This is a genomic window from Idiomarina sp. OXR-189, assembly GCF_034373425.1.
Lineage (GTDB): Bacteria > Pseudomonadota > Gammaproteobacteria > Enterobacterales > Alteromonadaceae > Idiomarina > Idiomarina zobellii.
The window spans coordinates 347,433-369,626 of sequence record NZ_CP139706.1; the positions used below are offsets into that span (position 1 = coordinate 347,433).

Below are 22,194 nucleotides of genomic sequence, written 5' to 3' on the forward strand. Positions count from 1 at the left end.
CATGGCAGCTTGAGATACTAAAATTATGATGCAGGAAACATTAAAAGTTCTGGTAGTTGATGACGACGCACGGCTTCGTAGCTTGCTTGAGCGCTATTTAACGGAGCAAAACTTTATCGTTCGCGTTGCGCAGGACTCTGACCAGATGGACCGTTTACTGACGCGTGAAAACTTCCATTTGATGGTGCTTGACCTCATGCTGCCCGGAGAAGATGGCCTTTCTATTTGTAAGCGTTTGCGTAACGAAGGTAATAATATTCCCGTCATTATGCTGACAGCCAAAGGCGACGAAGTTGATCGCATTATTGGTTTGGAATTGGGAGCGGATGACTACCTTGCTAAGCCCTTTAACCCGCGTGAATTATTAGCACGTATTCGAGCAGTATTGCGCCGTCGTGGCTCAGAGGCCCCTGGCGCTCCGTCGCAGGAAGATCAAGAAGTCGAGTTTGGTGAGTTTCGGCTTAACCTGGGCACTCGCGAAATGTTTCATGGCGATACACCCATGCCGTTGACCAGTGGTGAATTCGCGGTACTTAAAGCCTTAGTGACTCATGCCCGCCAGCCGTTGTCTCGTGACAAACTCATGCACTTGGCGCGCGGCCGTGACTACAGCGCCCTTGAGCGTTCTATCGATGTGCAGGTATCACGCCTACGCCGCATGTTAGAAGAAGACCCGACTAAGCCACGCTATATTCAAACGGTGTGGGGACTGGGCTATGTCTTTGTTCCCGACGGTAAACTGAAAAGCTAATGAAGCTGTTTCCAAAGTCAGCGTTTGCCAGAACGGTTGCGCTGCTTGCACTAATTTTGCTGATAAACCAGGTCGTTTCTTACGTCATGGTCAGCAACTATGTGGTTAAGCCTTCCATTGAGCAAATTAACGAACTTGTTGCCAAGCATATTCGAACTATGTTTATTCCTCGCCAGCACTCGCCTGAAACCGAGCGCGAGCTTATCGAGCGTTACCGCGAAGAAACAGGTATTGAGATATTCAATGATTCGCAAGCCAGAGAAAATGGTCTGATTAACTCAACCTATTACGGTTATTTGTCAGACGATATGAGCTTGATGTTAGGCGGCGAAGCTATTGTGCGCGTATCTCAGGGCAATGAGTTTTTTATCTGGGTGAAGCCGCCAAAAGCTCCGGACTTTTGGATACGGGTGCCTTTAGAAAGTATGCAAAAAGGGCAATTTTCGCCGTTGATTATGTATTTGCTGCTTATTGGCGTGTCGAGTGTTTTAGGGGGCATGCTGTTTGCGAACTGGTTAAACCGGCCGTTAAAAGCTCTGGAAGAGTCGGCACGTAAAGTTGGTAGAGGCGAGTTTCCTGAACAGCTGCAAGAGAAAGGTGCTAGCGAGGTGATGGCTGTGACCCGGGCGTTTAATCATATGTCAAAAGGCATTCGTGAGCTGGAAAACGATCGCAACCTTCTGATGGCCGGGGTTTCCCACGATTTACGCACGCCGCTGACACGCATTCGACTGGCGGCAGAAATGATGCCGGAAGACGATACGCTGGCGCAGGGCATTGTTGAAGACATCGATGATATGAACGACATTATTGATCAATTCATTGATTATGTTCGCCTTGACCAACAAGAGAAAAGCAGCCGAGAGTCATTGAATGAGCTGATAGAGCAAACCGTTGCCAATGTACCTGACAGTTGGGAAAAGAACTTTGAACTGGCGTTGGGTAACTTACCGTTAGTTTGGCTGCGGCCTTTGTCTATGAAGCGCGTCATTGTGAACTTGCTGGAAAACGCAGAGCGTTACGGTAAACAAAACGTATTAGTCAGCTCCGGATACAATAAAAAACAAAAAAGCGTATGGTTTAGCGTCAGTGATGATGGCCCTGGCATTCCCGAAGAGCAACAAGCGAAGTTATTTCAGCCGTTTATGCAGGGCGATAAAGCTCGTGGTGGCGTAGGCTCCGGGCTGGGCTTGGCAATTATTAAGCGTATCGTTGACCGTCACGATGGTTGTATAACATTAAAAAACCGCCCGGAAGGCGGTTTGTGTGTGCGTATTGAGTTACCTCTTCAGGCTGTCTCAAAACCTACAACGCAAGCCGGTTAATACCATTCAGGGCTGCGACCCGATAAGCTTCGGCCATGGTTGGGTAGTTAAACGTAGTATTCACAAAGTAGTCGATAGTGTTACCACCGTTTTTCTGCTCCATAATAGCCTGACCAATGTGAACAATTTCCGATGCTCGTTCACCAAAGCAGTGCAGCCCCAATAACTCACGAGTCTCACGATGAAAGAGTAGCTTCAGGCAACCGACGTCAGCTCCGGAGATTTGCGCACGAGCCAGGTGTTTGAATTGAGCCCGACCGACTTCATAAGGCACTTTCATTTCTGTTAATTCTTCTTCGGTTTTACCGACTGAGCTAATTTCAGGAATGGTGTAAATGCCCGTGGGTATATCACTGACTAGGGCTTTGTCGCTTTCGCCATTAATAATTGCGGATGCGCAAATACGTCCTTGATCATAAGCCGCGCTGGCTAAGCTTGGGTAGCCAATAATGTCGCCCACGGCATAAATGTTGTCGACCGAGGTTTGGTAGTTTTCATCGACCTCCAGTTGGCCGCGATAGTTTGGCTCCAGTCCAACAACATCACAGTCCAGATCCTCAATATTACCCGAGCGGCCGTTGGCGAATAGTAAGCAGTCTGCGGCCATGGTTTTACCTGATTTGGTTTTCAGTACGACCTTGTCGTCGTAGCCGGTAATGCTTTCATACTCTTCGTTATGGCGAATAACGACGCCGCTGTTACGCAAGTGATAACTTAGCGCGTCGGATATCTCCGCATCTAAGAACGAAAGTAGTCGGTCGCGTTGGTTTATCAGGTCGACTTTAACGCCCATGCCGCGGAAAATACTGGCGTACTCACTACCGACAACACCGGCACCATAAATTAAAATGGTTTTTGGTTCGTGCGACAGTGACAAGACTTTGTCAGAGTCATAAATACGAGGGTGATCAAAGTCGATATCTGCCGGGTGATACGGGCGCGAGCCTGACGCAATAACCACGTGCTGCGTAATCAGATCGTCAACGGAGCCGTCGAGTTTTGTCACACGAATACGGTTTTTGTCTAAAAATGACGCCGTACCGTGTACAACAGTAACCCCGTTACGGTCATAAAAAGAGCTGCGCAATTTCACTTGCTTGCGAATAACAGACTCTGCGTAGTGCAGAATATGACTAAAGGTCATGCCGCTTTGCCAGCCCGGGCCTGAGAACAGTGGGTTATTGTTGTATTCAATGAGTCGGCTAACCGAGTGACGCAATGCTTTAGAAGGAATGGTTCCCCAGTGAGTACAGCCGCCGCCCAGCGCTTTATGACGCTCGACAATGGCGACGTTATAACCACTTTTGGCAAGTTGCATTGCGGCGCCTTCACCGCCGGGCCCCGTACCTATTACAACAACATCAAATTCAGTTTCCGTCTCGGGTTTTTGGCCTGTCATAATGCTCACTTCTATATTCGCTACAATGGCTTGAATACTAGCACTCATTCTAAAAACCGTAAATTCAGACTGTTTTCTGTACGCAGAGTCGTTATAGTAAAGAGAGACAATGACTTGGATGGTTGTATGACAAAGAAGCAAGTCCCTCAAATTTTATCCCGTCGCGTGGTGGCGCAAAGTCGGCTTTTGCGCATTGAAGCGGTTGATTTAAAGTTCAGCAACGGAGAACTGCGCCAGTTTGAGCGCATGAAAGGCAGCGGTCGTGGTGCCGTTATGATTGTGCCTTGTCTCGACGAAAATACGTTGTTGCTTATTCGTGAATACGCAGCTGGCTCACACGATTACCAACTGGGCTTCCCAAAAGGGCTGATTGACCCGGGAGAAACGCCGGAAGAAGCGGCGCAGCGAGAGTTAAAAGAAGAAGTGGGCTATGGTAGCCATAATCTGGAGTTTTTAACGGAAGTATCGATGGCCCCGCAGTTCTTCTCAGCAAAAATGCATATATTCGTGGCAACCGACCTTTATCCTGAAAGTTTGCCCGGCGATGAGCCGGAGCCCTTGGAAAAAGTCACCTGGGCGGTAGATGACGCAGACAACTTATTAACTCAGCCGGATTTTACTGAAGCTCGAAGTGTGGCAGCACTATTAATGCTACTGAGAAAGCGAGGGCAGTCAGCCAATGCTTGAGACACTCAAAGCTATCGCGAAAGAAGCCGGCGAAGTCATTATGACCATGTACGAGCGCCGCGACTACAAAACCTCGGAAAAACACGATGACTCTCCGGTGACGACCGCGGATATCATCGCCAGTGAACTGATTGAAGACCGGTTAAAGCAGCATTTTCCTCATATTCCGGTGTTGTCGGAGGAAAGTGACCACGAGAATTACAACGAACGGCGAAAATGGTCGTCGTATTTCCTCATTGACCCTATTGACGGTACGCAAGAGTTTATCGCGCGCTCTGGTGACTTCGCCGTTAACATTGCCTACGTGTCTAATAATGAGCCTGAAATGGGCGTCATTTTTTGGCCGGTTGGCGAGGCAATCTATTACGCAGAAAAAGGCCGGGGCGCTTATAAAGAAGATGCTGTCGAGAAGCAGAAAATTTCGGTGCGTAAACTCCAAAACCCAGAATCTGACCCTTTGATTATTGCCATAAGTCGTCGTCAGGCAAGAGAGCCGGTGCTGAGCCGTATGCAAACTCAACGCGATATTCAGCCACTACCGACAGGCAGCTGCTCCTTAAAGTCGTGCTTTATTGCCGAGGGCAAAGCTGATTGCTTTTTACGACTAGGGCCGACCGGAGAGTGGGACACAGCCGCCTCGCAAGTGATTGTTGGTGAGGCGGGAGGTCGCATTGTAAATGAGAACTTTGAGCCGATAACTTACAACCGAACGGTCAGTTTGCTGAACCCAAATTTTTTAGTGTTGGGTGACCAAAATGTTCCCTGGGAAGAGGTTTTTATTGCTCGTCGTCCGCGTTTCCGGTGACGCTGTCTTTGGGCACTACGTCGACGCTTTCGTGTAGCTCTGAGAAGACAATAACGGCTTCTCCACTTTTCACCTGCTTTCGGAGTTGCTCGACTTTGGCGTCAAACGACATTTCCTGCGAGCCGTAGTCGGTGCCTTCACGCAGCACCACGGACTCAAGCAGGTTGTTCAAGGTTTCAGTGTCCACTTCTTGCCATGGAATAATCATAAGCTCTCCTGTTTAGTCGTTCTCTGACTGAAGCTCTTCGGTCAACTCGGCCAGTGACTCTTCTGCTTCCATCCAGGTTTCTTCTAATTCACTCAGCTCTTTTTGTGCCGCCGTTTGTTTGTCTAACAACGCCTGTAAGTCGGCTTTGCGGTCGTCGTTATAAAGACTGTTATCGGACAGCTGGTCATGAAGCTCTGCTAACTCGTTTTCTAAGATTTGTATGCGCTTTTCGGCTTTTTCAATGGTCTGGCGCAGGGGCTTAGTCTTTTGACGCATTTCCGCTTCTTTGCGCTTTTGTTCTTTGCGGTTATCCCGCTGACGACTAGGCGCTGTTTGCTCTGAGCGTTTGTCACTGGCGGCACGCTCCTGCAACCAGGCATGATAGGCATCCAAATCGCCATCGAAGGTCTCCGCCTTTTTATCGGCCACCAGACAAAACTCATCGACCGTCGTGCGTAGCAGGTGACGATCGTGCGACACCACAATTAAAGCGCCTTCGTATTCCTGTAAGGCCGCAACCAGAGCGTCGCGAAGTCCTAAATCTAAATGGTTGGTAGGCTCATCGAGCAGCAATAAATTAGGTCGCTGATAAATAATGAGCGCCAACGCTAAACGCGCTTTTTCACCCCCGGACATAGGTTCAACCGAGCGAGTTGCATGGTCACCGGAAAACCCGAAACCACCCAAAAAGTCCCGTAGTTTTTGTTCGCTGGCGGCGCTGTCCATACGTTGCAAATGCAACAGCGCCGATGCTGACATATCCAGAGTTTCCAGCTGATGCTGTGCAAAATAACCAATACGCAAGCCCGGGTTCGCAATACGTTCGCCGGCCATGGGCTCAAGCTCTCCGGCAAGGAGTTTAATTAAGGTCGACTTACCCGCACCATTACGGCCGAGAAGTCCTAAGCGCGTGCCGGGCACCAAGTTCAGCTTAATATGTTCCAGAATGGTGGTGTCGCCGTAACCGGCTTTTGCATCGCGGAGTGTCAGTAATGGGTTCGGCAGCTTTTCCGGCTCTAAAAAGTGAAAGTCGACACCACTTTCAGCGCGCAACGGCGCCTGTGTAGGTAACTTTTCAATAGCCTTCAAACGGCTTTGTGCTTGCTTAGCTTTACTGGCTTTATAGCGAAAGCGGTCAACGTACTTTTGCAAGTGCTGGCGCATGACCTGTGCTTTTTCGAATTCACTTTGTTGTTGGGCTAAATGCTCAGCGCGCTGGCGTTCAAATTGAGAGTAGTTGCCTTTATAGGCATTCAGCTTGTTATGTTCAATATGCACAATATCCGTGGTGACAGAGTCGAGAAAGTCACGGTCGTGCGAAATAAGAATCAGCGTTCCTTCGTACTGTTTCAGCCAGCCTTCCAGCCAGAAAATAGCATCGACGTCGAGGTGGTTGGTAGGCTCATCGAGCAGCATTAAATCAGCTCGGGCTATCAGTGCTTGCGCCAGGTTTAAACGCATACGCCAGCCACCGGAAAAGGCTTTCACTGGTTGTTGCAGTTGCGACTGAGTAAATCCCAGTCCTGCCATTAGCGAGGCCGTGCGAGCTTGTATGTCGTAAGCACCAATAGCTGCGAGTTTGTCGTGGCAGTGCGCAATTTGTTCGCCGTTGTTAGAAGCTTCCGCGGTGGCCAGTTGTTCTTCCAACGCGCGAAACTCTGTGTCCCCGTCCATGACATAATCAATCGCGGACTTCTCGAGTGCAGGAGTATCCTGTGCGACGCTGGCTATGCGCCACTCTGCGGGTACGTGTAAGTCGCCCGTGTCAGCATGCAGCTCGCCCCGCAACATTGAAAACAGTGACGACTTACCGCAGCCGTTGCGGCCCACCAGACCCACTTTGTGGCCGGGGAAAACTTGTAAGTCACTGTCCTCAAATAAAACATCGCCACCACGCATTAGGCTGATGCTTTGCGCTCGAATCATAAATCACTCTGCGTTATCATTAGTTACGTTGCAGCCAATTCTAACACAGGAGTTGTCGTGGCTAGACAAAAGAAACGATTTATCGCTGGCGCAGTGTGCCCAAAATGTGAGGCCATGGACACACTCATGTTGTTTATTGAAAACGATATTGAGCAGGTGGAATGCGTGCAGTGCAAGCACCGCTTTAGCGAGCCTAAAGAGCAGGGCGGTGGCAGCGAGCGCCAGTTTGATCAGGTTATTGGTGTTTTCAAACCCGATTAGGCGTCGCGGGGTAAGCCTTTTTCTACCGCACGCACCAATCGTTTCAGCTGTTTAGTAACCTCTGCAACACCGGTGCGCTGACGCTCCAGTGCCCAGTCGATGTGTTCTCGCACCATGTCGGTGACACCTTCGGTTTTATTCTCAAGCGCTTCTATAATGGCGGCATCTGAGGGCGCGTTGCCTAAAGCCACGGCCAGGTTCCGCAACCAACACTCGTAGCCTATGCGACGAATGGGGGAGCCTTGTAAATTGTCCAGAAACTGCTGTTCGGTCCAGGCCCAAAGCTCGAGTAACTGTGGCGAGTGCAGTTCTTGTCTGGGGCTAAAGTCGTTCTCGTCGGTGAGTTGGGCGTAGCGGTTCCACGGGCAAATGAGCTGACAGTCGTCACAGCCGTAAATACGATTACCAATAAGCGGGCGAAACTCTTCAGGAATGGCGCCGCGCAGCTCAATGGTTAAATAAGAAATACAACGCCGTGCGTCCAGCTCATAGGGAGCGACAATGGCTTGAGTCGGACAGATGGTCATACAAGCGGTGCAGCTGCCGCAACCTTCCTTAACAGGCTCATCGACCGGTAGTGGTAGGTTAATCAACAGCTCACCTAAGAAAAACCAGGAGCCACTGTCTCTGTCTAAAATGAGTGTGTGTTTACCGGTCCAGCCTAAACCGGCCTTTTCCGCTAGCGGTCTTTCCATAATGGGGGCTGAGTCAACAAAGGGGCGAAAGTCGGCGCCGTCAAACTCTGACTGTATTCGGTCACCCAGTTGTTTTAAGCGTTTACGCATGAGTTTGTGGTAGTCCCGCCCTAATGCATAACGGGAAATATAGCCTTTGCTGCCATCTTTTAGCGTCTTTGCAAAGCCGGCTTCAACGGGTAGGTAGTTCATACGCACGGAAATAGCTCTGACCGAGCCCGGATGCAGCTCCGCCGGACGTGCGCGCAGCATGCCGTGACGCTCCATAAAGCTCATTTCGCCATGATAGCCTTTGTCCAACCACTGCTGTAAAGTGGCTTCATGTTTACTAAGATCTAAGTCAGTAATACCCACTTTTTGAAAACCCAGCTCGGCGCCCCAACGCTTAATATCATCGGCCAGCTGTTGATAGTTAATGGAATTGGACATGGTCAGGAGTAGCTATGACGGCAATTGATAACGTCAGTTTAGCACAACGCGTGTACACCGTGGAACAGGTACAAAAAGGCGAAAAACCAGCGGCTGAAGCGTGCTCAATAAGCATGATGCAACTGATGTCTGCTGCCGGAGCAGCTGTGTTTAAACACTTACAGCAGGATGTAAAAGCACCGGCGAAAATAGCGGTATGCTGTGGTGAGGGCAATAATGGCGGCGATGGTTACATTATTGCCCGGCTGGCACAGGAAGCTGGGTATCAGGTAGACGTGTTTGCCCTGTCACCGAACAAGAATATCTCGTCCAAAACGGACAATAATGCGGAGCGCGCGCGTTTGGCCTGGCGTGACAGTGGAGGTCAGGAAAAAGCGGTTAATGACTGTGAACCGCAGCGTTACGATATAGTTGTCGATGCGCTTTTCGGTGTGGGCCTTAACCGCGCCCTGGAAGGCGCTGCGGCTGCGCTTGTCCAGACCTTAAATGAGGCTTCCGCCAAGGTTCTGGCGGTGGATGTCCCTTCAGGTCTGAATGCGGATACGGGCTCAGTGCCGGGAGTCGCCGCTCACGCCTACAAAACGGTGTGTTTAGTTGCTTATAAACGAGGGCTGTTAACGGGTAAAGCAAAGAACCATGTCGGGCAGTTAGTGCTGGAAGACCTGGGTATTGGAGATGCGTTTGCGAAACAAAACAAAGCCACCTATGCGAGAGTGACGACAGATTACATTCAAAATTGGCTGCCAAGAAGACCCCCCTGTGAACACAAAGGCGATAATGGTCATGTCCTTATCGTTGGTGGTCAGCCGGGCATGTCCGGGGCTGTTGTGCTGGCAATGCAAGCGGCACTGCGCTGCGGTGCCGGTAAGGTGTCGGTGGCCTGCCACCCTGAGGTTCAGGCGATGGTTGCTTCTGCCCAACCTGAAGCTATGGTGCGCGCCGTAAGCTCTCAGAAAGACTTACAGGCAATGATGGAGCTGGCGAACGTTATAGCCTTAGGCCCGGGACTTGGGCAAAGCGAATGGTCGCGAGAGGTTTTCAGCTGGGTGGCAGACCATTGCATTAACACTAACAAAGCTTGGGTTATTGATGCCGACGGGCTGAATATTTTGGCCGCTCATGAACAAAAAGAAAGGCTTGGCTCGCGAGTGATATTGACCCCGCATCCAGGTGAAGCCGCTCGATTATTAAATATTGACTCAAATAAGGTAGAATCTGACCGCTTTTCGGCATTAAATGCGCTGCGTGATAACTACGAAGCGCAAATTTTATTAAAAGGCGCCGGTTCGCTAGTGACCAGCGACGCAGGGCAGTTTATTCTGGATGCCGGCAGTCCGGCAATGGCCAGTGGTGGTATGGGCGACTTGCTGACTGGTCTGGTAAGCGGCTTAGTTGCACAAGGTATGCCTGAAGCCGAAGCCGTAGTTGCGGCAGGTATATGGCATGGCAGAGCCGGAGAATTAGCGGGCAACGAAGGTGAACGGGGAACCTTAGCTTCAGATTTGTTGCCATACATACGTCAATTAGTGAATGGAAAAATAACGTAAAATGAGTGTGGTTTTCGAGCAAGAGTTGCCGAATGAGGAAGCTACGTTAGCTTTGGCGAAGCGTTTTGCAGAAAGTATTAAAGAGCCGGTGGTGGTTTATCTGGAAGGAGAACTGGGCGCGGGTAAAACAGCGTTTTGTCGAGGGGTGATTCAGGCTATGGGTCACGAAGGCGCAGTAAAAAGCCCAACGTACACCCTGGTAGAGCCTTATCAGTTAAGTGGCTGGCGTATTCATCATTTCGACTTGTATCGCCTGGCTGACCCGGAAGAGCTTGAGTATATGGGTATTCGTGATTACTTTGCCGAAGACACTCTAAATTTTATTGAATGGCCGGAAAAAGGTGCAGGCTGGCTTCCGGACGCAGACATTGAAATTGCCTTAAGCTATTATGAGCAGGGCAGAAAAATAATTATAAATGCGCTAACTAACACCGGGACAACTATCGTTCAGTCATTATGATAAAAAAGTTTTGGGTCGTGCTTCTTGCCTTATGCTCGTTCAGCGTATGGGCAGATAACAGTATTGAGAGTGTCAGGGTTTGGCCGTCGCCGGACAAGACGCGTGTGGTTTTTGATTTATCGGAGACGCCAGAGTACTCCTACTTTATGCTGAACCAGCAGAAGCCGTACCGCTTAGTCATAGACTTTAACAACACTAAGTTAAACACTGGCTTAACCAACCTGGGTAAAGACTCCTTACTTGTGCGCAAAGTGCGTACCAGCAGCCCTAAGAATAATCGCAGTAGCCGCATTGTCATTGAACTGAACTCGAAAACAGAACCAAACCTATTTGTACTCCCCGCGAATGAGTCATACAAAGACCGCCTGGTGGTCGACCTACCGGGTAAGTCAGTTGAACGCAGCGGTCCGGCAAAGTCGATTGACGAACTCAAAGATCGCAAAGTCACTATTGCAATAGATGCTGGTCATGGCGGGGATGACCCCGGCTCAATAGGGCCACGTGGTACTTACGAAAAAAACGTGGTGATAAAAATAGCGCGTGCTTTGGCAAAGATGATTAATGATGACCCGGGCATGCAGGCGTTTTTAGTGCGCACAGGCGACTATTATTTGGGCTTGAATGAGCGTCCGCAAAAAGCCTGGGATGCTAAAGCCGACTTCTTCGTATCGATTCACGCTGATGCGTTTAGAACGCCTCAACCTCGGGGCGGATCGGTTTGGGTCTTGTCTAAGCGACGGGCGGACTCAGAAGTGGGTCGTTGGTTAGAGAATAGAGAGCAAGAGTCTGAGTTACTTGGCGGTGTTACCGATATTTTAAGTAAAAACAGTCACGAGCCTTATTTGGCCGAAACCTTGCTTGATATGTCGATGGACAGCTCTATTGCCGGCGCCTACAGTGCAGCGCGACACATTATTGATGAAATGTCATCCGTTACTAAAATGCACAAGACAAAACCTCAGGCGGCCAGTTTGGCAGTATTAAAGTCACCGGATAAGCCGTCGCTTTTGGTCGAAACTGGGTTTATTTCTAACCCGGACGAAGAACGCTTATTGACCAGTAATGCGCATCAGCAAAAAATGGCGCGGGCGCTGTATAACGGTATTCGTCGGTATTTTGTCAGTAACCCGATAGACAACACCTACCTAGCCAATCAGAACAGCTTTACTTATACGGTGAAGTCGGGCGACTCATTGTCTGTTCTAGCACAGCGTTACAATACGACAGTGAAAGCGATAAAAACGGAAAACAATTTAAGAAGTAATGTCCTTAAAATTGGACAAAAAATCACTATTCCGAGCCGCTAATGCCGATTCAACAACTGCCTATAGAACTTGCTAACCAAATTGCCGCCGGTGAGGTGGTCGAGCGCCCATCATCGGTCGTAAAAGAGCTGGTAGAAAATGCCTTAGACGCCGGTGCAGACGAGCTTGTTTTAGATATTGAGAAAGGTGGCAGTAAACGTATTCGCATTCGCGACAATGGCTGTGGTATTTCTCGAGACGAACTGACGTTGGCGCTGAGTCGTCATGCAACCAGTAAAGTTCAGTCATTAGAAGACTTGGAACGTATTGGTAGTTTAGGTTTTCGGGGAGAAGCTTTAGCCAGTATTAGCTCGGTATCACGATTGCGCTTAACCTCAAAACCGGCGGAGCAAAGCGAGGCTTGGCAGGCGTGGACAGAAGGTCGCGACATGCAGGTTAATGTCGAACCTGCGGCTCACCCTAATGGCACAACCGTTGATATTCAGGATTTATTTTTTAACACGCCAGCCCGGCGTAAGTTTTTACGTACAGAAAAAACCGAGTTTAGCCACATTGATGAGGTTATAAAGCGTATTGCGTTAAGTCGGTTTGATGTGGCATTTCAACTCAGCCATAACGGCAAAACGTTGCGGCGCTATCCCAGGGCGGATTCAGAAAAGCAGCAGTTGCAGCGCGTGGCAAAAATTTGTGGCGGCCAGTTCGCTGAGCAGGCGTATCAGTTACAAAGCCCGGAAGGTGATTACAAATTAAAAGGCTGGATGGTGGCACCGGAGCACTGTCGGTACCAGGGCGATGTTCAGCATTTTTTTGTTAACGGCCGTATGATGCGTGACAAGCTTCTAGCGCACGCCGTGCGGCAGGCTTACGAAAAGTACTTACCGACTGACCGCGTGCCGACTTACATTCTTTATTTTGAGCTACCTGCTGAGCAGGTCGATGTAAACGTGCATCCGGCCAAGCATGAAGTGCGCTTTCATTATCAGCGGCAAGTGCACGACTTTATTCTTACTCAGGTTGAACGCGTATTACGCTCACTGACTGAAATGTCAGTAAGCGCTGGCGCCGAAGACGCATCGGTTGATTTTAAAGGCGAGCCTTACGAAAGTGCCCACCGCCATCAGTATCAGTCGAACGATACGTCAACCATGAGGGAGAGCAGTCGTTACTCAACAGCGCCAAGAAAAGCTATGGGGTCGTTACTGCCTAACGCGGTAACAAGTTCAGCAGGAAGTTCTGAGAGTCAGCCTGCATCAACAGGGAATGCATCGGCATTCTCCGCATCGGCTTCTGTAAGTAGACAAGAAGCAAGTTCCCCGAGCGAAAGCTGGCGCTTACTGTCACTGTTTAACGGGCATCAGGCTTTAGTTAGACACTCAAACCGGTTGGCCTGGCTGAATGTACGACAGGTGCATGCAGTTTGCGCACAGGAGAAGCTCTCTCAGCAGCTTGAGGACGGCTTGTCTGGACAGCCATTGTTGGTTCCCGTAACGGTATCAGCAAAAGAGTTTAAAACGCCGGTTAGCCAATGGCCAGAGCAACAACTGAACCGCTTAGGGGTCATGTACTATCGTCAGAAAGATATGGTGGTTATCGAGCAAATGCCGGAAATGCTTCGTAAAGGCAATGTCGCACTGTTATTTAAGCAATTACTTGAGCAAGTGTCAGAGAACTCCGATACCCAACTGTTAAAATGGCTGACTACTTTTGTTGCTAAAGGTGAATACAGTACAACGGAGGCCGAACATTGGGTGAAACAGTGGCGCGATCAACTACACGAGCCTGCCGACTACCTCCAGTTTATTGAAGTGCCGGAGGCTTATAATGCAAACCACTAATGCGGTTATTAACATTTACGGTCCAACAGCTGCCGGAAAAACAGCCCTGTCGCTGGCACTGTGCGACAAGCTGGACTGTGAAATTATTTCTGTCGACTCGGCGCTTATTTACCGCGGAATGGATATTGGCACCGCAAAACCAACACCGGAAGAGCAAGCCAAAGTACCACACCATCTTATTGATATTTGCGACCCGTCAGAGACGTATTCAGCGGCCGATTTTCAACGCGATGCACTACGTTTAATTGAGGACATTCAGTCGCGGGGGAAGGTCCCTTTGCTGGTTGGTGGCACTATGTTGTATTTCAAAGCTTTGCTCGAAGGCTTGTCGCAGTTGCCTGAGTCTGATGCGTCGGTTAGACAAAAACTTACCCAAGAAATGGAAGCAAGTGGGCTTGCCGCTTTGCATGACCGGTTGAAAACGGTTGACCCCGTCAGTGCCAAACGAATACACCCGAATGATCCTCAGCGAACTATGCGCGCGCTGGAAGTTTATGAGGTTAGTGGAAAAACACTGACTGAACTGACGAAAGAGCGCTTTGGCCAACTGAATAAACCCGTTTATCAGTTTGCGATTGCGCCAAAGGAGCGCTCAGTACTGCACCAGCGCATTGAGCAGCGCTTTGATCAAATGTTGTCAGAGCCATTCGAAGACGAAGTTAGCAAGCTGTTTGAACGTGGCGACTTACATGAAGACTTACCGTCCATTCGTAGCGTCGGCTACCGGCAAATGTGGCAATACCTAAATGGCGAACTGTCGTATGAGGAAATGCGAGAGCGCGGCATTATCGCTACCCGGCAGCTTGCAAAACGCCAACTAACCTGGCTGAACGGCTGGCCAGGTGTGACTTGGCTGGAAACTGATGACCCGCAAATGAACGACAAAGTTGAGGCGGCTTTAGCTCAATCGGCGCAAAAATTCCCTCCCAAGGATTGAAATTTTCAGTACCGCCCACAGATCCGATTAGCAAATAAATGAGTAATTTTTAACGTTTTTCTGGTTGCAAAAATTCTTTACTGGTCTAGTGTGTGTTTACAGGTGATAGCAAATTGGCGGTGCTGTCACTTTTTGTATTTCGCATTGGATAATGAATAACGATAAAAAAAGGAATCCAAGATGGCCAAGGGGCAAACTCTACAAGACCCGTTTTTAAATGCATTGCGCCGCGAGCGCATCCCGGTATCCATTTATTTGGTCAACGGTATTAAGCTACAGGGGCAAATTGAGTCGTTTGACCAATTTGTTGTATTGCTGAAAAACACTGTGAGCCAAATGGTTTATAAGCACGCTATTTCGACTGTCGTCCCGGCTAGAATCCCGCAAAACTACTTGCCTCAGCAAGCGGCTGAAGGCGTGGCTGAGTTCGACGATTAATTTTAAGAAAAGAGAGGTCTGATACAACTTGTTCGATAGGTATGAAGGTGGCGACTACGCAATTTTGGTTCATGTGGACTTTCCCACTGAAGTAAACCGAGAAGATCTCTCTGAACTTAAACTTTTAGCAAACTCTTCTGGTGTTGAGACTCGCGGCGTTATAACAACAAGCCGCGGTTCACCGACGCCGAAATACTTTGTTGGCAGTGGTAAAGCAGAAGAAATAGCCGAGCAAGTGAAGGCGCTGGATGCCAATATTGTTATCTTTAATCATGCGTTATCCCCAACGCAAGAGCGTAACCTGGAAGCTATCTGTAAATGCCGGGTTCTGGACAGAACTGGGCTTATTCTTGATATCTTCGCTCAGCGAGCGCGTACTCACGAAGGTAAACTGCAGGTAGAGCTGGCACAATTACGTCATATCTCAACGCGTTTGGTACGAGGCTGGACTCACTTGGAGCGCCAAAAAGGTGGTATCGGTTTGCGCGGCCCGGGTGAAACGCAGCTTGAGACCGACCGACGGTTAATTCGCGGACGTATTAAGAATATTCTGCGGCGTCTGGAAAAAGTTCAAAAGCAACGCGAGCAAGGACGGCGTGCCCGTCAGAAAGCCGAAATTCCTACAGTTTCGTTAGTGGGCTATACCAACGCCGGTAAATCAACGCTGTTTAATCAGTTAACGGAAGCGGGCGTTTACGCAGCAGACCAATTGTTTGCGACGTTGGACCCCACTCTTCGTAAGCTCACTATTGAAGATGTTGGCGACTTGATTCTGGCGGATACTGTTGGTTTTATCCGGCATTTGCCGCATGACTTAGTCGCTGCTTTCAAGGCGACGCTTCAGGAAACCCAGGAAGCCGACTTACTTTTGCATGTGGTTGACGTCGCTGATGACCAGCAGCAAAGTAATATTGACCAGGTGACAGAAGTACTCGAAGAAATTGACGCTGGGGATGTGCCACAACTGATTATTTGTAATAAAATAGATCAGATAGATGGCGCAAAACCACGTATCGATTACGAGGATGGCAAGCCAGTAAGAGTCTGGGTATCGGCTCAGGAAGGTATTGGTGTCGAGCTTATCTTAGAGGCATTAACCCAGTTACTGGGCCCTCAAATGATGGACGCCACACTAAAAATACCGCCGTCTATGGGTAAATTACGTGGTACATTGTACGAACTCAACAGTGTGACATCGGAAGATGTCGACGAAAACGGACAACTGGCGTTGCATGTGCGTTTATCATCGGTAGACTGGCAGCGCCTGAAAAAACGATTTGATAGTAATTTGGATGAGTTAATTGTCCAAAAGAACAATTAATATAAGTTAAACCATAAATTGGAGCAGTCCATGGCTTGGAATCAACCGGGGAACGGCGGTAACAACAACGACCGTGACCCATGGAAAAATCAGGGCGGTAAAGATCAGGGACCACCTGATCTTGACGAAGCAGTCCGTAAACTCTTTTCAAAGTTCGGCTTTGGCGGCAATAAAGGTGGAGGCTCTGGCGGTAGCTCAGGCATTCCAAGTAAAGGTATTGGCATTATTGCTATTATCGCCCTTATTGTTTGGTTCATTGCGGGCTTTTATACCGTAAAAGAAGCTGACCGTGGCGTCGTGCTTCGTTTTGGTCAGTTCCACACAATGGTTGAGTCAGGTCTGCATTGGCGCCCTGTTTTTGTCGATACCGTTGAACATGTCGACGTTAACAACGTTCGTTCGGATAAAACCGAGGGTTACATGCTGACTCAAGATGAAAACGTTGTTCGTGTCGAGCTTGATGTTCAGTACCGTGTGGTCGACCCCCGCGCTTACTTATTCAATGTTCAGGACGCAGACGGCGTATTATCGCGCGCAACTGACAGTGCGTTACGTTATGTTGTTGGTCATACAACAATGGACGAAGTGCTGACTCGTGGTCGTGAGCAAGTCCGTGCAGATACACTGGAAATGCTTGAGTCGACAATGAATCCTTACACAGTTGGCCTGCAAGTTGTCGATATCAACTTACTGCCGGCACGTCCACCAGAAGCGGTTAAAGACGCGTTTGATGACGCTATAGCTGCGCAAGAGGACGAAGAGCGTTACATTCGTGAAGCCGAAGCCTATGCGCGTGAAGTTGAGCCGTTAGCACGTGGTCAAGTTCGCCGTATGTTGCAAGAAGCTCAAGCGTATCGTGAACAAATTATTCTGGAAGCTCAGGGTGAGGTTGCACGCTTTAACGAGCTATTACCTCAGTACGAGCGAGCACCGGAAGTGACGCGTGAGCGTATTTACTTAGACACACTCCAAGACCTTTATGCGAAGACACCAAAAGTCCTGGTGGATGTCGAAGGTGGCAACAACATGATGTACTTGCCGCTTGAAAAACTATTAGAGAAGCAAGGTCGTAATACTGAAACCTTCTCGCCTCCGCGAGTTCCAGAGCAAGGCGCAGGAACGTCTTTTAACTCGGAACCGCAAAACACTCGCAACAGCAACCGTAGCGGAGGTCGAAACTAATGAAAAACCTAATCGCAATAATAGTTGTGGTCCTGGTCGCGCTGGGTTTGTCCTCCATCTACGTGGTGAAAGAGGGTGAGCGAGCCATTTTGATTCAATTTGGTAAGGTTGAACGTAACGCCCAAACGGGTGAAGCGATGGTATTCGAGCCAGGCTTACACTTTAAAATACCCTTTATCGAGCAAGTTAAAAAGCTGGATGCGCGCCTGCAAACTTTGGACGGTGACCCAGACCGCTTTGTAACCAGTGAGAAAAAAGACTTAATTGTTGATACCTATGTCATGTGGCGTATTAATGATTTCTCGACGTTCTATCTGAGTACAAACGGCGGTAATATTCTGCAAGCAGAAGCTTTACTTACTCGTCGAATTAACAGTGGCTTGCGTAGTGAGTTTGGTAATCGCACCATTTCAGATATTGTTTCTGGTGAGCGTGACGAGCTTATGCGTGAAGCGTTGCTTCAGGGCGCTAAGAGTGCTTCAGATTTAGGTATTGAAGTGCTTGACGTACGGGTTATGCAAATTAACTTGCCGACCGAGGTCAGCCAATCGATTTATCAGCGTATGCGTGCTGAGCGTCAAGCGGTTGCAACAGAGCACCGGTCAGAAGGTAAAGAGCAGGCTGAGTTTATCCGTGCCGACGTCGATGCCCGAGTGACCGTTATGCTCGCTGATGCTAAGCGTCAGTCGCGTGAACTGCGTGGTGAAGGTGACGCAGAAGCCGCTCGTATTTATGCTGAAGCGTATGAAAAAGACGCTGAGTTTTTTGCATTCATCCGCAGTATGGAAGCTTATACCAACTCCTTTGGTAACGGTAATGACATGCTAGTCCTGGATGCGAACAGTGACTTCTTCCGTTATCTGCAAAATATGATGGGTTCGAAAGAAGACTAAAAGTCCAACCAGTGCCCAATGACTCTATTGGGCACTTTTCCCTCATGTACAAACTCCCCGATACAAGGTAAGATCGCCACGCTTTTTTTTTACGCGGGGCAATCATGAGTCAGAACGTTGTTATTTTAGGCACCCAATGGGGTGACGAAGGTAAAGGTAAAATCGTCGATCTGTTGACCGACAAAGCGAGCTTAGTTGTTCGTTATCAAGGTGGTCATAACGCAGGTCATACACTGGTTATTGACGGTGAGAAAACGGTTTTACACCTTATCCCATCAGGTATTCTGCGCTCAAATGTTCAGTGTGTTATTGGTAATGGCGTAGTGCTATCGCCGGAAGCATTGATTGAAGAAATTGATATGCTTGAAGCGCGAGGCGTGCCTGTTAAAGAGCGCTTGCGAGTGAGTGAAGCTTGCCCGTTAATTTTGCCTTTCCATATTGCTCTAGACCAGGCTCGTGAAAAAGCACGAGGTAAAGAAGCTATTGGAACTACCGGTCGAGGTATCGGCCCTGCGTATGAAGACAAAGTCGCACGTCGTGGTCTGCGGGTTGGCGATTTATTTAATGCTGAACGTTTTGAAGGCAAACTAAAAGAGCTTGTCGATTACCACAACTTTGCCCTGACTGAATATTATAAAACCGATGCCATCGACTACGATACGGTTCTTAAGCAATGCAAAGAGTTTGCTAAATTGCTGAAGCCAATGGTTGCCGATGTACCGGCAATGCTTGATCAGGCTCGTAAGAACGGCGACAAAGTCATGTTCGAAGGTGCTCAAGGCACATTGTTGGACATTGATCACGGTACTTACCCTTATGTGACATCATCTAACACTACGGCAGGTGGGGTAGCGACAGGTGCCGGCTTTGGTCCTCGTTATATTGAGTATGTATTAGGTATCGTGAAGGCCTATACGACTCGTGTCGGTAGTGGTCCATTCCCAACAGAGCTCGGCTGCGATGTTGGCCAGCACTTAGGCGTTAAAGGTCATGAGTTTGGTGCAACAACTGGTCGTAAACGCCGCACAGGTTGGTTAGATGCAGTGGCAATGCGTCGTGCGGTGCAAATTAACTCAGTCAGTGGCTTTTGCTTAACCAAACTAGATGTGCTTGATGGTCTGGATGAGTTAAAAATTTGTACGGGTTATAAGTTGGCTGATGGCACAATCAGTGAGTATCCGCCATTGGCAGCTGAAGACTATGACTTGGTCGAGCCTGTTTATGAGACCTTAGAAGGCTGGCAGGAAAGTACGGTTGGCGTGACGGAGCATAACCAGTTACCGCCGCAAGCATTAGCGTACATATCCAGAATTGAAGCGCTGACAGGCGTACCGGTTGATATCATCTCAACGGGCCCTGACCGTAACGAAACTATTGTACTTCGTCATCCGTTTGAATAAATGACTGTTTCGGTCGGTTTTTACTCAAAGGAGTTAAAAACTGACCACTTGGTCGCGAATTTTTAAATTTTTTGCGCAAAGCTATTGCACTATCAAATTTAGTACCATAGAATGCGCTCCACCTAACCGGGGTGCCGGCATAGCTCAGCTGGTAGAGCAACTGACTTGTAATCAGTAGGTCGGGAGTTCGACTCTCTCTGCCGGCACCAATTCAAATTGCAAAATGCGGGAGGGGTTCCCGAGTGGCCAAAGGGATCAGACTGTAAATCTGACGGCTCCGCCTTCGCAGGTTCGAATCCTGCCCCCTCCACCACGCAATTTCCTTGGTTTTGAGGTGGCCTCACAAAATTGTGAATTTGCGGGTGTCGTATAGTGGCTATTACCTCAGCCTTCCAAGCTGATGACGCGGGTTCGATTCCCGCCACCCGCTCCAAATTCAAGTCGTGCTGATATAGCTCAGTTGGTAGAGCGCACCCTTGGTAAGGGTGAGGTCGGCGGTTCGAATCCGCCTATCAGCACCATTTCTTTTTAGGCCATTCTAACGAAACCTTGGTATGCAAACGTAAGTTTAGGTAAAACACCAAAAGAATTTTGTTAGAGAGGCTGCAATGTCTAAAGAAAAATTTGAACGTTCGAAGCCGCACGTAAACGTCGGCACCATTGGTCACGTTGACCACGGTAAAACTACCCTGACCGCTGCTATTACAACTGTTTTGGCAAAAGTATACGGTGGTGCGGCGAAAGACTTCGCAGCCATCGATAACGCGCCAGAAGAGAAAGAGCGTGGTATCACTATCTCAACTTCTCACGTTGAGTATGACACTCCAACTCGCCACTACGCACACGTAGACTGCCCAGGGCACGCTGACTATGTTAAAAACATGATCACCGGTGCTGCACAGATGGACGGCGCAATCCTGGTAGTAGCGGCAACTGACGGCCCAATGCCACAAACACGTGAGCACATCCTGCTTTCACGTCAGGTAGGCGTACCTTACATCGTTGTCTTCATGAACAAATGTGACATGGTCGACGATGAAGAGCTGTTAGAGCTGGTAGAAATGGAAGTTCGTGAGTTGTTGTCAGAGTACGACTTCCCGGGCGACGACCTGCCGGTAGTTCAAGGTTCAGCACTGAAAGCGCTGGAAGGCGACGAAGAGTGGGCTAAGAAAATTGTTGAGCTAGCAGACGCGCTTGACCAATACATCCCAGAGCCAGAGCGTGACATCGATAAGCCATTCATCATGCCAATCGAAGACGTATTCTCGATTTCAGGTCGTGGTACTGTTGTTACCGGTCGTGTAGAGCGCGGTATCATCAACACTGGCGACGAGTGTGAAATCGTTGGTATGAAAGACACTACTAAGACTACTGTTACTGGTGTTGAAATGTTCCGTAAACTGCTTGACGAAGGTCGTGCAGGTGAGAACATCGGCGCGTTGTTGCGTGGTACTAAGCGTGACGAAGTTGAGCGTGGTCAGGTATTGGCGAAGCCAGGTACAATTACTCCGCACACTAAGTTTGAAGCGGAAGTTTACGTACTGAGCAAAGACGAAGGTGGCCGTCACACGCCATTCTTCAAAGGCTATCGTCCACAGTTCTACTTCCGTACGACTGACGTAACGGGTGCAGTAGAATTGCCGGAAGGCGTAGAAATGGTTATGCCAGGCGACAACCTGAAATTCGTTGTAGAGCTGATTGCTCCAATCGCAATGGACGAAGGTTTGCGTTTCGCAATCCGTGAAGGTGGTCGTACTGTAGGTGCAGGTGTTGTATCTAAGATCATCGACTAATACGGTTTAAGTATCGTATAGAGAGAGCCCGGCTTCGCGCCGGGCTTTTTTATGGCTTGCGCCAAGCGCTGTCTTAGGTATAATACCGCGTCCAATCCTGCACCAATTAAGATAAGAGTGAAGGACATTATTTAGGGGCGTAGTTCCAATTGGCAGAACAGCGGTCTCCAAAACCGACGGTTGGGGGTTCGAATCCCTCCGCCCCTGCCAGATTTTAAGTTCAAAGCGAAGACCGGTCGCAATTAGGATTAAAGAATGAGCGCAAATAACGAGACGCAGAGCAGTTCATTAAACAGCTTGAAATGGATAATCACTATCGCCTTGCTAGTTGTAGCTATCGGCGGTAATCACTACTACGCAGAAGAAATCTCAGTACTCTATCGCGCTATAGGCGTTGTCGTATTAGTGGGACTGGCTGGCTTTTTCGCTAGCACCACAATTAAGGGCAGAAAGTTTGTGTCTTTCGCTAAAGAAAGTCGCACTGAGGTTCGCAAAGTCGTTTGGCCTTCTCGTCAGGAAGCAACTCAAACAACGCTTATCGTTGTTGTCGCGACCGTTATTGTTGCGTTAATTCTCTGGGGTCTTGATGGCATCCTTGTGCGTGTCGTTGGCTTCTTAACCGGATTGGAGATTTAAT

At 49.0% G+C, this 22,194-nt stretch carries 21 protein-coding genes and 5 tRNA genes; 22 read left to right on the plus strand and 4 right to left on the minus strand.

Going from position 1 to position 22,194, the window contains the following annotated elements:
• The first annotated feature begins 25 nt into the window (after positions 1 to 25).
• Both ompR and envZ read left to right on the plus strand, forming a co-directional pair.
• On the plus strand, positions 26 to 751 hold the full coding sequence (gene ompR, locus UM402_RS01685) for a two-component system response regulator OmpR (protein ID WP_322295430.1): 726 nt from the start codon (positions 26 to 28) through the stop codon (positions 749 to 751).
• Positions 751 to 2,076 carry a two-component system sensor histidine kinase EnvZ gene (gene envZ / locus UM402_RS01690; protein WP_058576662.1) on the plus strand — a complete coding sequence of 442 codons (1,326 nt, stop codon included), beginning with the start codon at positions 751 to 753 and terminating at the stop codon, positions 2,074 to 2,076. Before ompR ends, envZ begins: the two co-directional genes overlap by 1 nt.
• On the opposite strand, the gene sthA is transcribed toward envZ, so the two are convergent.
• The gene (sthA, locus tag UM402_RS01695) at positions 2,057 to 3,475 is read right to left on the minus strand and encodes a Si-specific NAD(P)(+) transhydrogenase (protein WP_058576683.1); all 1,419 of its coding nucleotides are present in this window, start codon (positions 3,473 to 3,475) and stop codon (positions 2,057 to 2,059) included. The two genes, envZ and sthA, sit on opposite strands and share 20 nt — an antisense overlap.
• Before the next feature lie 126 nt (positions 3,476 to 3,601).
• Between sthA and nudE the strand changes: the two genes are divergently transcribed.
• Positions 3,602 to 4,162, plus strand: a complete 561-nt coding sequence (nudE, locus tag UM402_RS01700) for an ADP compounds hydrolase NudE (protein WP_053953139.1) — start codon at positions 3,602 to 3,604, stop codon at positions 4,160 to 4,162.
• Positions 4,155 to 4,967: a 3'(2'),5'-bisphosphate nucleotidase CysQ gene (cysQ, locus tag UM402_RS01705; RefSeq protein ID WP_058576663.1), complete on the plus strand. Its 813-nt coding sequence runs from the start codon at positions 4,155 to 4,157 to the stop codon at positions 4,965 to 4,967. Before nudE ends, cysQ begins: the two co-directional genes overlap by 8 nt.
• Here cysQ and UM402_RS01710 read toward each other — a convergent pair.
• Both UM402_RS01710 and UM402_RS01715 read right to left on the minus strand, forming a co-directional pair.
• Positions 4,939 to 5,175: a YheU family protein gene (locus tag UM402_RS01710; RefSeq protein WP_053953137.1), complete on the minus strand. Its 237-nt coding sequence runs from the start codon at positions 5,173 to 5,175 to the stop codon at positions 4,939 to 4,941. The genes cysQ and UM402_RS01710 overlap by 29 nt on opposite strands.
• A 12-nt stretch (positions 5,176 to 5,187) precedes the next feature.
• Entirely contained in the window at positions 5,188 to 7,101 is a 1,914-nt protein-coding gene (locus UM402_RS01715; protein ID WP_058576664.1) for an ATP-binding cassette domain-containing protein, read from the minus strand.
• A 57-nt stretch (positions 7,102 to 7,158) separates the two neighbouring features.
• Here UM402_RS01715 and UM402_RS01720 point away from each other — a divergent pair, with 57 nt between their 5' ends.
• Positions 7,159 to 7,362, plus strand: coding sequence for a YheV family putative zinc ribbon protein (locus tag UM402_RS01720; protein ID WP_053953135.1), 204 nt, complete (start codon positions 7,159 to 7,161; stop codon positions 7,360 to 7,362).
• On the opposite strand, the gene queG is transcribed toward UM402_RS01720, so the two are convergent.
• Positions 7,359 to 8,486 carry a tRNA epoxyqueuosine(34) reductase QueG gene (gene queG, locus UM402_RS01725; protein ID WP_058576665.1) on the minus strand — a complete coding sequence of 376 codons (1,128 nt, stop codon included), beginning with the start codon at positions 8,484 to 8,486 and terminating at the stop codon, positions 7,359 to 7,361. The genes UM402_RS01720 and queG overlap by 4 nt on opposite strands.
• Before the next feature lie 14 nt (positions 8,487 to 8,500).
• On the opposite strand from queG, the gene UM402_RS01730 reads away from it, so the two are divergent.
• From UM402_RS01730 to secE, 17 genes are all read left to right on the plus strand, one after another.
• Complete coding sequence (locus UM402_RS01730; RefSeq protein ID WP_058576666.1) at positions 8,501 to 10,033, plus strand: bifunctional ADP-dependent NAD(P)H-hydrate dehydratase/NAD(P)H-hydrate epimerase; 1,533 nt, start codon at positions 8,501 to 8,503, stop codon at positions 10,031 to 10,033.
• Position 10,034: 1 nt separating this feature from the next.
• Entirely contained in the window at positions 10,035 to 10,493 is a 459-nt protein-coding gene (tsaE, locus tag UM402_RS01735) for a tRNA (adenosine(37)-N6)-threonylcarbamoyltransferase complex ATPase subunit type 1 TsaE (RefSeq protein WP_053953132.1), read from the plus strand.
• Positions 10,490 to 11,800, plus strand: a complete 1,311-nt coding sequence (locus UM402_RS01740) for an N-acetylmuramoyl-L-alanine amidase (RefSeq protein WP_053953131.1) — start codon at positions 10,490 to 10,492, stop codon at positions 11,798 to 11,800. The genes tsaE and UM402_RS01740 overlap by 4 nt, the downstream gene beginning before the upstream one ends.
• On the plus strand, positions 11,800 to 13,593 hold the full coding sequence (mutL, locus tag UM402_RS01745) for a DNA mismatch repair endonuclease MutL (protein ID WP_053953130.1): 1,794 nt from the start codon (positions 11,800 to 11,802) through the stop codon (positions 13,591 to 13,593). Before UM402_RS01740 ends, mutL begins: the two co-directional genes overlap by 1 nt.
• Positions 13,580 to 14,530: a tRNA (adenosine(37)-N6)-dimethylallyltransferase MiaA gene (miaA, locus tag UM402_RS01750; RefSeq protein ID WP_053953129.1), complete on the plus strand. Its 951-nt coding sequence runs from the start codon at positions 13,580 to 13,582 to the stop codon at positions 14,528 to 14,530. The genes mutL and miaA overlap by 14 nt, the downstream gene beginning before the upstream one ends.
• A 180-nt stretch (positions 14,531 to 14,710) precedes the next feature.
• Positions 14,711 to 14,968 carry an RNA chaperone Hfq gene (hfq, locus tag UM402_RS01755; protein WP_053953128.1) on the plus strand — a complete coding sequence of 86 codons (258 nt, stop codon included), beginning with the start codon at positions 14,711 to 14,713 and terminating at the stop codon, positions 14,966 to 14,968.
• A gap of 28 nt (positions 14,969 to 14,996) precedes the next feature.
• Positions 14,997 to 16,289, plus strand: a complete 1,293-nt coding sequence (gene hflX / locus UM402_RS01760; RefSeq protein ID WP_053953127.1) for a ribosome rescue GTPase HflX — start codon at positions 14,997 to 14,999, stop codon at positions 16,287 to 16,289.
• Positions 16,290 to 16,319: 30 nt separating this feature from the next.
• Complete coding sequence (hflK, locus tag UM402_RS01765; protein ID WP_058576667.1) at positions 16,320 to 17,471, plus strand: FtsH protease activity modulator HflK; 1,152 nt, start codon at positions 16,320 to 16,322, stop codon at positions 17,469 to 17,471.
• Positions 17,471 to 18,364 (plus strand): protease modulator HflC, encoded by an 894-nt coding sequence (hflC, locus tag UM402_RS01770; protein WP_053953125.1) that lies wholly within the window; start codon positions 17,471 to 17,473, stop codon positions 18,362 to 18,364. Before hflK ends, hflC begins: the two co-directional genes overlap by 1 nt.
• A gap of 104 nt (positions 18,365 to 18,468) precedes the next feature.
• Positions 18,469 to 19,764 (plus strand): adenylosuccinate synthase, encoded by a 1,296-nt coding sequence (locus tag UM402_RS01775; RefSeq protein ID WP_058576668.1) that lies wholly within the window; start codon positions 18,469 to 18,471, stop codon positions 19,762 to 19,764.
• 133 nt (positions 19,765 to 19,897) lie between these two features.
• Positions 19,898 to 19,973 (plus strand) — tRNA-Thr (locus UM402_RS01780).
• Between the two features lie 19 nt (positions 19,974 to 19,992).
• A tRNA-Tyr gene (locus UM402_RS01785) sits at positions 19,993 to 20,077 on the plus strand.
• A 45-nt stretch (positions 20,078 to 20,122) separates the two neighbouring features.
• A tRNA-Gly gene (locus UM402_RS01790) sits at positions 20,123 to 20,197 on the plus strand.
• Between the two features lie 12 nt (positions 20,198 to 20,209).
• A tRNA-Thr gene (locus UM402_RS01795) sits at positions 20,210 to 20,285 on the plus strand.
• An 87-nt stretch (positions 20,286 to 20,372) separates the two neighbouring features.
• Entirely contained in the window at positions 20,373 to 21,557 is a 1,185-nt protein-coding gene (tuf, locus tag UM402_RS01800) for an elongation factor Tu (RefSeq protein ID WP_053953123.1), read from the plus strand.
• 133 nt (positions 21,558 to 21,690) lie between these two features.
• Positions 21,691 to 21,767, plus strand: a tRNA-Trp gene (locus UM402_RS01805).
• 45 nt (positions 21,768 to 21,812) lie between these two features.
• The gene (secE, locus tag UM402_RS01810) at positions 21,813 to 22,193 is read left to right on the plus strand and encodes a preprotein translocase subunit SecE (protein WP_053953122.1); all 381 of its coding nucleotides are present in this window, start codon (positions 21,813 to 21,815) and stop codon (positions 22,191 to 22,193) included.
• Position 22,194 lies beyond the last annotated feature (1 nt).

Bases quoted from the DNA above. Each gene is read 5' to 3' on its own strand.
- hflC (WP_053953125.1), top strand. From the start codon at position 17,471: ATGAAAAACCTAATCGCAATAATAGTTGTGGTCCTGGTCGCGCTGGGT.
- hfq (WP_053953128.1), top strand. From the start codon at position 14,711: ATGGCCAAGGGGCAAACTCTACAAGACCCGTTTTTAAATGCATTGCGC.
- UM402_RS01710 (WP_053953137.1), bottom strand. From the start codon at position 5,175: ATGATTATTCCATGGCAAGAAGTGGACACTGAAACCTTGAACAACCTG.
- nudE (WP_053953139.1), top strand. From the start codon at position 3,602: ATGACAAAGAAGCAAGTCCCTCAAATTTTATCCCGTCGCGTGGTGGCG.
- sthA (WP_058576683.1), bottom strand. From the start codon at position 3,475: ATGACAGGCCAAAAACCCGAGACGGAAACTGAATTTGATGTTGTTGTA.
- UM402_RS01775 (WP_058576668.1), top strand. From the start codon at position 18,469: ATGAGTCAGAACGTTGTTATTTTAGGCACCCAATGGGGTGACGAAGGT.
- UM402_RS01715 (WP_058576664.1), bottom strand. From the start codon at position 7,101: ATGATTCGAGCGCAAAGCATCAGCCTAATGCGTGGTGGCGATGTTTTA.
- tuf (WP_053953123.1), top strand. From the start codon at position 20,373: ATGTCTAAAGAAAAATTTGAACGTTCGAAGCCGCACGTAAACGTCGGC.
- hflK (WP_058576667.1), top strand. From the start codon at position 16,320: ATGGCTTGGAATCAACCGGGGAACGGCGGTAACAACAACGACCGTGAC.
- UM402_RS01730 (WP_058576666.1), top strand. From the start codon at position 8,501: ATGACGGCAATTGATAACGTCAGTTTAGCACAACGCGTGTACACCGTG.
- secE (WP_053953122.1), top strand. From the start codon at position 21,813: ATGAGCGCAAATAACGAGACGCAGAGCAGTTCATTAAACAGCTTGAAA.
- miaA (WP_053953129.1), top strand. From the start codon at position 13,580: ATGCAAACCACTAATGCGGTTATTAACATTTACGGTCCAACAGCTGCC.
- cysQ (WP_058576663.1), top strand. From the start codon at position 4,155: ATGCTTGAGACACTCAAAGCTATCGCGAAAGAAGCCGGCGAAGTCATT.
- ompR (WP_322295430.1), top strand. From the start codon at position 26: ATGATGCAGGAAACATTAAAAGTTCTGGTAGTTGATGACGACGCACGG.
- envZ (WP_058576662.1), top strand. From the start codon at position 751: ATGAAGCTGTTTCCAAAGTCAGCGTTTGCCAGAACGGTTGCGCTGCTT.
- mutL (WP_053953130.1), top strand. From the start codon at position 11,800: ATGCCGATTCAACAACTGCCTATAGAACTTGCTAACCAAATTGCCGCC.
- queG (WP_058576665.1), bottom strand. From the start codon at position 8,486: ATGTCCAATTCCATTAACTATCAACAGCTGGCCGATGATATTAAGCGT.
- UM402_RS01740 (WP_053953131.1), top strand. From the start codon at position 10,490: ATGATAAAAAAGTTTTGGGTCGTGCTTCTTGCCTTATGCTCGTTCAGC.
- tsaE (WP_053953132.1), top strand. From the start codon at position 10,035: ATGAGTGTGGTTTTCGAGCAAGAGTTGCCGAATGAGGAAGCTACGTTA.